Here is a 12,056-nt window from a genome sequence, read left to right as displayed (position 1 = left end):
GCGATTTTATGTATTCAATGAACCGAGAAATAATCATTTCGTCCACGAAAAACACGAAAAGCACGAAAACATTCAAAAAGATTCCAAATTACGCTGGCTCCCAGGCTCCTGCTTGGGAACCTGCACATGTCAAACAGCATATTTTTCGTGTCTTTCGTGGACAATCAATTACCTTGCCTTGCCGTCCAAACGTCTCTGAGCAACTCCGCCACCGTCTGTTCCGGATGCAGGCAACACTGTTGCAACACCGCGGTTAACCGTCCGGCAAATTCCGCGATGGTTTCGCGCCGGTATAAATCGGTGTTGTAATTCAGCGCCACTTCCAATTGCTTATTGGCCAGATTCACGTACAGCAGCATATCGAACAAACTGCCCGGCGTATTGATTTCAACCGGCGTGAAGCCGTGTTCTTTTGCCAAGCCGGCAATCACGCTACGGTCGTCCATCGTCAACACCACGTCGAACAACGGATTACGGCTTAAGCTGCGGGGCACTGACAAATCGGCGCATAACGCATCGAAAGGATAAGCCTGGTATTTGGAGGCTTCCAACACGGTTTGCTTAACCTGTGCCAGTAACTCGACAAAAGGCATGTCCGGATTGATCCGGCTGCGTAACGGCAAGGTGTTCACGTAAAAACCGATTTGCTCGTGCAGATCGACATGTTCGCGACCGGCAAAAATACTGCCGATCACAATATCATGCTGGCCCGACAACGCATGCAACACGACTTTCAGCGCCGCGGTAATACCCATAAAGACGGTAATACCCTGCTTCCGGCAAAATCCGGTAAATTGCTCGGTCTGCTCCGGCGTCAATGCAAAGCGGAAAAACTCGCCCTGATAACGATTCAAGACAGCACGCTCGTTATCAACCGGCAAGTTCAGCGGTTCGGCCGCATCCAGCTTGTTCTTCCAATAATCCCGGTGCTCTGCCCTGTCGACCGAATCCTGCCACTGGGCGTAATCCTTATAATGAATCGGCAAAGGCGGCAGCGGGTTGTCGCGATTGTCGCGATAGGCTTGGTACAGCGCAAACAGGTCCTTGGCCAGAATCTCAATCGACAGCAAGTCACTGACGATATGGTGCATCGTAATCAGCATCCAGACGCAATCCGGCAAGCGTATCAACTTGATCCTGATCAGCGGCGGCTGGCTTAGATCGAACGGGGTTTCGGCCTCTTCCCCGGCAAAATCGAGCACCGCTTGTTCGGTCGCCATCGTCATTTCCTCCAGCACATCCGGCGCAATCACCGATATTTTTTGCCGGGGCAAGCCGTCTTGTTCAATGAAATAAGTGCGTAGCGACTCATGGCGCATCAGCAAGCTCTGCACGGCTTTATGCATCGCTTCCTGATCGACGTCGGCCGGCAATTTGATCGCGGACGGCAAATTGTAAGCAACCAAGCCGGGCGCCAATTGCTCCAACGTCCATAAGCGTTTTTGCGCATTCGACAGCGGATAATCCGTTTGTTTTTCAACCGGCCTAATCGGCGCGGCTGCTTGCGGGCGTGCCGGTTTGTGTTCGGCTTGCAGCCAGCCGTCGGCATACATCGCTTCGACGCAGCGTTTAACCGCCACCACGACATAAGCAAGATCGTCGTCGCTATGCGCGGTCGAGAAAAAGCAATTCCGGCCTTCCCAGATCAGCACGCCCTGCTCCAGCAAATGCGTATTCAGTAATTCAATATCGCCCTGCATCTGGAAGCGGAACAGCGATCCGCAATAAACCATTGAAATCGGCACCTGGCGGCTTGAAAACCAGGCGTTCAAGCCCCCGCAAAACGCTTGGGTGCGCCGGTTCAGCTGTTCCTGCAATGCCGGGCCTTGGCGTTTAATCTCGGTCAATACCGCTTTGGCGGCGGCCATCGCCAACGGATGCATGTTAAAAGTGCCGGCGACGAACACGATTTTTTGCGTCGGCAACGAATCGTCGCCGTATTGCCAATAGCCGCCGTCGATGGCATTCATAAACCTTGCAGCACCTGCCACCGCGCCGACCGCCATGCCGCCGCCCAGGATTTTGCCGTAAGTCGCCAAGTCGGCCTGCACGCCGTACCACGCTTGCGCGCCGCCTTGATGCAATCTAAAACCTGTAATCATTTCGTCGAATATCAGCGCGGTGCCGCTTTGCGTTGTCAGTTTACGCAACTCGTGCAAAAACTCGCGCGGCTGCAACGACGGGTTCCGGCTTTGCACCGGCTCGACCAGTACCGCGGCCAGCGTATCGCCCAGCCGCTCGATAATTTTCAGCGATTCGGGATCGCCGTATTTCAGCACTACCACATCGTTGACAAAGTTTTGCAAAGTGCCCGGCGCCAGCGGAAAACTGGATGCCTGACCTTCCGCATCGCACCAGCCGGTCGCCAGTACGCCGTCGAAACTGCCGTGATACGAACCGCTGAATACCACCACTTTATCGCGGCCGGTCACGCCCCGGGCAATGCGCAAAGCAACCATCACCGCTTCCGAACCGGTATTGAAAAAAGCCACCCGCTCCAGGCCGGTCAGCTCGGTCATCAACTCGGCCACTTCGCCGGTCAAGCGCGACATCGGTCCGATGGCTAGACCGTCGCGCTGCAATTCGTCGAGCAAGGCTTGTTTGACAAAATCCGGATTGTGGCCGAATAAATTCACGCCGAATCCCATCGTAATATCGACGTACTCGTTACCGTCTATGTCCCAGGTTTTGGCGCCGCGCGCATGCTCGAACGCAATCTGGTAGACCAGTTCTTTCCATTCCGGCCGGAACGCGACATTGCGGTTATGGGCCAGCACTTTCTTGTGCCGGGCCGCATAGCCTTTGGATTTTCCGGTTTGGCTGTTAAAGCGTTGCGCCAGCTTATCGATATAAGCCTGTTTCTCGGCATTCCATTGCGCATTTTTTTGCGTTTGGATTTCCTTATATAAACCCGCGATTCCTGCTTTAGGTTGCGGCGTCGGCACTGCAACCGATGCGGCCATCGCAGGCTGGGCTGTTTCCTGCGCAACCGGCAAACCTTGCAAAACCTGCAATTGCTTCTCGAACAATGCGGTCATTTCCTGCATTTGCCGGTTCATGATCCGTTCCATTGCGCTTCCGCCGGCACAGGAAACGGCCGGTATCGCATTAGACACGGCTTGCATCGGTTGCGGAACCGGTGATTCGACGGCTTCGGGTAAAACCTGATTTAAATAATCGACGATTTTCGCAACGGTATCGACCGACTGATAAAACTCGGTAATCGCGATGTTGACGCCGTAACGGCGTTCCAAAGCCTGCTGCATTTGTACGATTAATAAAGAATCCAGGCCCATCGCCATGAAATTCTGGTTCTCGGCTATGTCTTCGACCGGGATGCTGCTGATCTCTTTCAGCAATTGCTTAACCGCGGTCGCAAGTTCGGGTGTTCGGTTCGACATGGTGGTTTCCGTGGAGACTAAAGATGTAACAGGCGGCAACGCAACGTCGTCCAGCCAATACGATTTGCGTTGGAACGGGTAATTCGGCAATACGACGGCGGGCTTGGCCGGATGGTTGTAAACAGCTTGCCAGTCCAGATTAACCCCGGCCGTATAAAGTTCGGCCTGCGCTTGTTTAATCTGCTGCTTGTCGCTGCGCCCTTTTTGCAACGACGCAATCCATCTTGCATCTTGTGCGCTACTGCATTGCCGGCCTAAACCGGACAACACCGCATGCGGGCCGCATTCCAGAAACAGCCGGTAGCCTTGGGTCAGCAAATTTTCAACGGTTTGCCGGTAATGCACCGCTTCGCGCAGGTGCTTGCGCCAGTGCAATGCGTCGATGTGCTGGAGCGGTTTGCCGTCCAGGTTGGAATACAACGCAATAGCCGGTTTTTGGTAAACGATTTGCGCGGCGACCTGCTCAAACTCTGCAAGAATCGGTTCCATCAGCATCGAGTGAAAAGCATGCGATACTTGCAGGAACTGGTAATTGACGCCCTGTTGTTGCAGCTGGGTACAGATAGCGCTCACGGCATCTTTAAGCCCGGAGATGACCTGTAGAGACGGCGCGTTATAAGCCGCAATCACCACATCAGGGTTATTCGCCAGCATTGGGGACAACTGCTGTTCAGAACAAAATACCGCCGCCATCGCGCCGTTTTCCGGAAGGCTTTGCATCAAGCGGCCGCGCACAGTCGCCAGTTTTAAGCCGTCTTGCCAGGAAAATACGCCGGCAACACAAGCTGCGACATATTCGCCGATACTATGGCCCGCGACTGCGCTAGGTTGTAAGCCCCAGGACTGCCACAATTGCGCCAACGCATATTCGATTGCAAACAGCGCCGGTTGCGTATAGGCAGTTTGATTGATCCGGCCGGAGCCAGTCTGAGATGCCTCATTCGGATACAGCAAATCCAGCAACGAAAATTGCAGCTGCTCGCGGCAATACCGATCGCATGCATCCAATGCCTCGGCAAAAACCGGCTGCGATTCGTACAGCTCGCGTCCCATGCCGACATATTGAGCGCCCTGCCCTGTGAATAAAAACACCACTTCGGTATTAGAAACGTCCGTCACCGAATAATCGGACAAAGCCTGTTGCAGTTGTTCGTGCGTTTCGCCGACGATTGCCAGGCGTTTTGCTTCGTGATTGCGGCCGATCGCCGACGCGATTGCAACATCGGCCAATCGCGGCTCCGTTTGTAAAAACAGGCGATAACCCGCCGCCAGGTCGGCCAACGCGGCATCGTTTTTAGCCGACAGCAGCAATAAGTGATGATTGTCTTCAACCGCTACTGCGGGCGCATCGCCAGGCACATATTGTTCGACGATCACATGCGCATTGGTGCCGCTGAAACCGAAAGAACTGACGCCGGCAATACGGGTACCCGCTTGGTCCTGCCAATCGGAACCTTGCGCGGTTACTTGGATCGGCATGCGCTGCCAGTCGATCTGCGAACTGGGGCTATCGAAATGCAGATGTTTCGGCAATTGCCGATGTTGCAAAGCCAACACGACCTTGATGAATCCGGCGATACCGGCTGCGGCTTCCAAATGGCCGAAATTGGTTTTTACCGACCCGACCCATAACGGCGATTGCCGTGCTTCGCCCTTGCCGAACACTTCCGCCAGCGAATTGATTTCAATCGGATCGCCGAGCCGGGTGCCGGTGCCGTGCGCTTCGATATAAGAAACTTGTTCCGGTTTGACACCGGCATTTGCCAGAGCCTGTTTGATAACGGCCTGTTGCGAAACGCCGTTAGGCACGGTCAGCCCGCCGCTGGCGCCGTCCTGGTTGACCGCGCTGCCGCGTATCACAGCAAGGATACGATCCTTATCGTCAATAGCCGCTTGCAGGCGTTTTAAAATCACGACGCCGCAGCCTTCGCCACGCCCGTAGCCGTCCGCGCTTTCCGCAAAGGTTTTACAGCGGCCGTCCGCCGATAGCATATGCGCGGTCGAAAAAGCGATGCTGTTCGCCGGCGTAACCATCGCATTGACGCCGCCGACAATCGCCCGGTCGCATTCGCCTGACCGTAAAGCTTGGCAAGCCAAATGCAGCGCGACCAGCGACGACGAACAAGCCGTGTCGACCACGATGCCCGGTCCGGTCAAACCCAATAAATAAGACAATCGCCCGGCCGCGACGCTAAGCGCGTTGCCGGTTTCGTAATACGCGTCGATGTAGCGGCTGTCGGCGTTCAGCACTTTATTCGCGTAATCGCCGGCCGCCATGCCGACATAAACGCCGGTTCTGGTTTTAAACAGGCTGTCGGGAGCGATATTGGCGTTTTCCAAAGCCTGCCAAGTGGTTTCCATCAACAAACGCTGCTGCGGATCGAGGCTCAATGCTTCGCGCGGCGTCATGCCGAAAAACTGCGGGTCGAATTCATCGATACGCGTATTTAAAAAGCCGCCGTAACGGGTGTGCATTTTGCCCGGCGCATCCGGGTCGACATCGTAATACTGATCGATAGGCCAACGCTGCGCCGGCACTTCGCTCACCGCATCGACGCCGCCGGCCAGCAATTGCCAGAATTTCTCCGGATTCTCGGCGCCGCCCGGAAAATGGCAGCCGATGCCAATGACCGCAATCGGCTCTTTGCTTTGCTTTTCAAGGTCGCTGACTTTAGCGCGCAGGTTTTGAATCTCGCGCAAAGCGTTTTGCATTAACTGCGTGGTTTTATCGGTCATGGGTGTAAATTAATTTTCTGTTTTTTGCAACGAATAGAACACGGATGACACGGATTAATACAGATAAAACAAAATTTTTTCATAAAACTATCAAAGCGATTCATAAAATGCATAAAAACTCGGCTCCAGCTTTTTCAAAAATCCGTTTAAATCCGTCTTAATCAGTGCGATCCGTGTTCTATTATCCAATTAGGCTTCTACCTATTTCCGCTTAATTCCGCCAATTCCCGGGCCAAAAGTTCGGCAATATCGCCTTCGAATGTTTCCTCAGCCGAAGCTTGATCCGCCGGTTCTGTAAACCAGTCGGGCAAAATATCTTTCATGACGTAGGCTTGCAAATCTTCCAAGGTCGGATAATCGAATACCAGCGTCGACGACAGAGGTTTTTTCAGTTCGGCTTCCAAGCGATTTCTCAATTCCACCGCCATCAACGAATCCAGGCCCAAATCGAACAAGCGCCTGCGCTGCTCGATAGCTGTCGTTAAGCCCAAGACCGACGATACTTTCTCGTGCAGGAAACGCTGCAATGCCGTCTTGCGTTCAGCCAAGCTCAAGCCGTCCAGCTTGTCGATAAACCCCGGCGATTTGGCAGACGCTGCCGGCGCGCCTGTTTGCTGTTTCAAGCCGGACAGGAAAGCCGGGGTAATCGCGGTTAACGATTGCTGCCAATACTTCGACCAATCCAGATCCAACACGCCGGCTTGGGTAACTTCTTCGGCCATTAACGCCGCCAAAGTCGCCAAGCCTTGTTCCGGTTTAATCTGCTGCCAGCCTAATTTCAATACGCGTTGCTGGTCTTGCGCCTGCAAGCCTTTCAACATCCCGACCTCGCCCCACGGTCCCCAGTTGATGCTCAAGGCCGGCAGGCCTTGCAACTTGCGCAGGTGCGCCAAAGCATCCTGGAATGCATTCGCGGCCGCATAGTTGCCCTGCCCCGGCGCGCCGAGCAACGCGGTCGCCGACGAGAATTCGATGAAGAAGTCCAACGCCAGGTGTTGACTGTAACGGTGCAAATGCCAACTGCCGTTGATCTTGGGTTTGAGGGCACTCTGGAAGCGCGCCCAGTCCAGCTGTTGCAGCATGCCGTCGTCGAGTTTGCCGGCGGCATGGATGATGCCGGCAAGCGGCGGCTGGCTGGCTTTCATTTGTTCGAACAGGCGCTGCACCTGCTCGCCCTGGCCGATGTCGGCGACGATGACCTCAACGTGGGCTTGCTGCTGTAACGCGTTCAGCTGTTCCTGGACTTGTTCGTTGGCCGGGTTGACGCTGTTCAGTATTAAGTGGGTCGCGCCTTGCTGGATCAGCCATTCGGCCATTTTCAGGCCCAGACCGCCGAGGCCCCCCGTAATCAGGTAGCTGTGCTGCGGCTTGATCGCGCCGGTTTGATGACTGAGCACGATTTTGCCGGTATGCCGGGCTTGGGCCATGCACTGGAACGCGTCGGCCGCACGTTCGAGCGGATAGCACTGCACCGGCAGTGGTTTTAAGGTTTGCTGTTGCAAGCGCTCGCCCAAGTACCCGAACAGATCTTGGATCAGTTCAGGGTGTTGCTGCCCTACTTCGCCGAGGTCGAATGCATGGTAACCGACGTCGGGCCGCTGTTGTTGCATCTGTTCGGCACTCAGGATGCCGAGTTTGCCGATTTCGATGTAGCGGCCGCCTTGGGCCAGGCAGCGCAGGTTTTCCAGGATGAAGTCGCCATTCAGGCTGTTCAGCACGATGTCGACGCCGTGGCCGCCGGTGGCGGCATTGATCGCGTTAGCGTAGTCGGCTTGGCGCGAGTGGTACAGGTATTTGATGCCTTGGGCTTTGAGCAGCGGCCATTTGTCGGGATGGGCGGTCGCGTAAATTTCAAGGCCGTACTGCTGGGCGATTTGGATCGCGGCCTGGCCGACGCCGCCGGCCGCGGCATGGATCAGGATACGCTCGCCGGGTTGGACTTGCGCCAGCTGTTCAAGGCCGTAGCCGGCGGTCAGGTAAGCCAACGGGATTGCAGCCGCGTCCAGGTCGCTGAGCCGGTCCGGGGTCTTAATCACGTAACGGGCGTCGACGTTGACGTGGTCGGCCATGCTGCCGGGTGTCAGCACGGCCATGACCCGGTCGCCGAGGTTGTATCCCTCGACGCCGGCGCCGATTTGACTGACGATGCCGGCGCCTTCGAAACCGAACGGGACGTCTTCGGGCTGGCGGCCCGGAAATTTAAGCATGCCTAGCGCATGCAGCACGTCCTTGAAGTTCAGGCCGCTAGCGGTGACGCGGATTTGCAGTTGGCCGGCAGCCGGAGCCGGAATTGCGCTTTCGCGCAGTTGTAGGCAGTCGATGCCGACGCCGTTCAAATGCAGCCGGCGCTCAGTAGCGTGGTGGTCGGTGCCGGCTGTTGGCTGGACTAGGTCAGCCGGCTGGCTGCGCCGTTGCAGGCGCGGCACGTAGCGATCGCCTTGGCGGTAGGCGATCTGGTCTTCGACAATGGGACTGCCAGCCGCTTGGGAAGCCGTCGGGTTTAGTTTTTGGATTTGCCGTTGCAGTTCGTCGACGAGCTGTTGCGCTTCGGCGGCTGCGGCGCCGGTGCCGCTTTGGCGGTCGGGATCGAGATCGATGCGCAAACAATGGAGTTCGGGTTGTTCGAGCGCGATGACTTTGCCCAGGCCGAGCAGCGGCGCTTGCAGCAGGTTCACCCGGCTTTGCAAGGCGGCGCCTTCGCCGCCGGGGGCGTGATCGAGGCTACGATAGACGGCTTGCGCGCCGCGGGTAACCAAGGTCAATATGCGCGACTGACCGGCAGACGCGGCCGCCAGGGCCTGCACCAGGTGCAGGACGCTGGCGCAGCTGTGCTGTTGCGCTTGATCAATCAGAGTATCGGCGTCGCTTTGATTGCCGAACGCGCCGTCAAGATCGTCCAGGGATTCGCTCCAGGCATGGACGATGCCGGCGGCGTCAGGATGCTCGGCCAGCAGTGTGCGGTAATGTTCGGGCTGCATCGGATCGAGCTGGCTATGGCGAGCGTCGAGCCGGCGGTAGTCGGGACCGCGGCGGATGCAATGGCTGTTCGGCAGTTCGGCGCTGAGCCGGTCGGCCAGCACGCCCGGTTCGATGAACAACAGCCAATGCGCTTGGCTGGCGCTGGTGGCATCGCGGCTTTCGAGCGGCTGGGCTTGCCAGGCAATCCGGTAGCTGTCCAGCGGGCGCTGAGCTTGATTGCATAGTTGGCCGGCACTGACCGGGCGCAGCAGCAGTTGTTTGACGGCCGCCAGCGCTTGGCCTTGGCGGTCGTAGAGCTGCAAGTCGGCCTGGTAGTAGTCGGCGTTATCAGCCGGGGCGCTCAGGCTGGCTTGACAATAGACCGCATCGGCGCCGCTGCGGTACAGGTCCAGTTGCGCCAGGCCGACCGGCAGGTAGCGTTGGCCGTTGTCTTTCGGCAACGCGGCTTTGAGAAGTTGCAGGCAGCTGTCCAGCAGGGCCGGATGCAGCAGGTGCTGGCCGGCCTCAATGGCGTCGGCCGGCGCCAGGGTGATCAAGCCGGAGACAGTGTTGTCCTGGACGCTGAGACTGCGAATGCATTGGAAGCGCGGGCCGTAGTCGAGGCCTTGCTGGCGGTAGCGCTGATAATAGGCTTCGATGTCTGTGTCGGTAGCTTGCGCGGTCGCGGCCGGGATATTATCCGGTAGTTCGTCGCCGGGATCGTCGCTGAGGCGGACGCTGCCTTCGGCGTGCAGGGTCCACGGGCCTTGATGTTGGTCGGCTTCCGGGCAGCTTAGGATGCTAAAGCGGTAACCGTCGCCGGCCGGCTCGAGCAAGGTTTGCAGGCCGATCGGGCGGTCGACGATGAGGACTTGGCGAATGCTCAGGTCGTGGATGCTGAGGCGGTCGCAGTGCAACTGTTGCTTGCTGGCGGCCAGAGCCAGTTCGAGGTAGCCGGTAGCCGGGAACACGGTATGCGGCGGCAAGCGATGGTCGGCCAACCAGCCCGGCCGGTCGGGGCTGACGACGGTCTGGTATTGGATCGTGCGCAACGCTGACGGCAGTTTACCGCCTAATAGCGGATGGCCGCTGCTAAACGTTCGGGCTTCACGCTGGCTGGGAGCCAGCCAATAGCGCTGGCGCTGGAATGGATAGGTCGGCAGTACGAGCTTGGCCGGTTTGTACTCACCGTAAACCGCGGTCCAATCAATTTTTTCGCCGTTCAAATAGCGTTCTTTCAGGACATGCCAGCGGCTGGTGACAGCGGGGTCGATTGCCGCCGGTTGCGTTTGGCCGGTGGTGGTGGCGGCACCTTGCACGAGAGCTTGCAGTTGCAGACGGGCTTGCTCGAGGTTACCGGCCAGGATCGCGCTACGGTAAGCAAAATGTTGGCGGCCGACTGCGGCCGTGTAGCAGGCGGCGGCATAATCGAGTTCGGAATGAACGCTGAAGTAGTCGAGGTAGCGCAGCTGCAAGGCATGCAGCGCGGCTTCGCTTTTCGCCGATAGCGGCAACAGGGCATAGTGTTCGGGCGCTAACGCGGCGTCGGCGGCCGGCACTGGCGCTTCTTCGACGATCACGTGGGCGTTGCTGCCGCTAAAACCGAACGCGCTAACCCCGGCCAAGCGGCGCTTATCGCCGCGCGGCCAAGCCACCGGCTCGCTGACGACGCGGACCGGCAAGCCGTCCCAGTCGATATGCGGGTTCGGCGTTTGGTAATGCAGTTGTTTCGGCAGCTGCTGGTGTTGCAAAGACAATACCAGTTTGATCAAGCCGGCGATGCCGGCGGCCGCTTCCAAGTGGCCGAGATTGGTTTTGACAGAGCCGATCAACAGCGGCTGCGCGGCGCTGTGCGAAGCGCCGAACACGGCCGCCAGCGCATTGACTTCGATCGGGTCGCCGAGCGGCGTGCCGGTGCCGTGGGCTTCGATGTAGTCGATCAAGTCCGGCGTGACTTTGGCATGGCTCAGGGCCTGTTCGATGACCGCTTGCTGCGCCAGGCCGTTCGGCACGGTCAGGCCGCCGCTGGCGCCGTCCTGGTTGACCGCGCTGCCGCGAATCACGGCCAGCACGGTGTCGCGGTCGGCCAATGCGTCGCTGAGCCGTTTCAGCACCACAATGCCGCAGCCTTCGCCGCGCACGTAACCGTTCGCGGCTGCGTCGAAGGTCTTGCAGCCGCCGTCCGGCGACAGCATGTTGGCTTGGGAAAAATTAACGCTCAAAGCCGGAGCCAACATTAGATTGACGCCGCCTGCCAAGGCCAAGCGGCATTCGCGCTGCCTGAGGCTCTGGCAGGCCAAATGCACGGCCGTCAGCGACGACGAGCAAGCGGTGTCGACCGCCAAGCTCGGGCCGGTAAAGCCTAAAGCGTAGGACAATCGTCCAGCGGCGGCGCTAAACGCATTGCCGGTGCCGTAATAAGCGTCAATCGTTTCGGCATCGCCGCCCAGCAGACGTAAGCCATGATCGTACGCGCCTATGCCGACAAACACGCCTGCCGCGCTGTCAAACAGTTGCTCGGCCGACTGCCCTGCATTTTCCAACGCTTCCCAGGCCACCTCCAACAGCAGGCGCTGCTGCGGATCAAGCGATAAAGCTTCGCGCGGCGAAATACCGAAAAACTGCGGATCGAAGTCGTAAACGTTTTTTAAATAGCCGCCTAATGGACTGGATATTTTTCCGGCTTGATTCGGTTCGGCAGAAAAATAATCTTGCTGGTTCCAATGGTCCGCCGGAACCTCTTCCATCGCATCGAGACCTTCAAGCAAGGCTTGCCAATAGCGTTCCGGCGTATCGACGCCGCCGGGGAAGCGGCAACCCAAGCCAACCACCGCAATAGGCTCGGATTGAATAATTTCCCGCTGCTGGCCTAATTGTTCGGCCAGCAACGCTAATTTAACCGCGGAAAACTGCGCCATTCTTTGTGATAAGTTGTCTTCTGCCATGAAAGCTTATGATGGA

The 12,056-nt window shown here is 57.7% G+C and carries 2 protein-coding genes; both read right to left on the bottom strand.

What is annotated here, in order from left to right; translation table 11 throughout:
- Positions 1-164 precede the first annotated feature (164 nt).
- The gene (locus EKO24_RS19270; protein WP_127027490.1) at positions 165-6,137 is read right to left on the bottom strand and encodes a type I polyketide synthase; all 5,973 of its coding nucleotides are present in this window, start codon (positions 6,135-6,137) and stop codon (positions 165-167) included.
- Between the two features lie 197 nt (positions 6,138-6,334).
- Positions 6,335-12,013, bottom strand: coding sequence for an SDR family NAD(P)-dependent oxidoreductase (locus EKO24_RS19265; RefSeq protein WP_206667317.1), 5,679 nt, complete (start codon positions 12,011-12,013; stop codon positions 6,335-6,337).
- Positions 12,014-12,056 lie beyond the last annotated feature (43 nt).

Source organism: Candidatus Methylobacter oryzae (assembly GCF_003994235.2).
GTDB lineage: Bacteria > Pseudomonadota > Gammaproteobacteria > Methylococcales > Methylomonadaceae > Methylobacter_A > Methylobacter_A oryzae.
This window is presented reverse-complemented; position numbering and strand designations above follow the sequence as displayed.

Bases quoted from the DNA above. Each gene is read 5' to 3' on its own strand.
- EKO24_RS19270 (WP_127027490.1), bottom strand. From the start codon at position 6,137: ATGACCGATAAAACCACGCAGTTAATGCAAAACGCTTTGCGCGAGATT.
- EKO24_RS19265 (WP_206667317.1), bottom strand. From the start codon at position 12,013: ATGGCGCAGTTTTCCGCGGTTAAATTAGCGTTGCTGGCCGAACAATTA.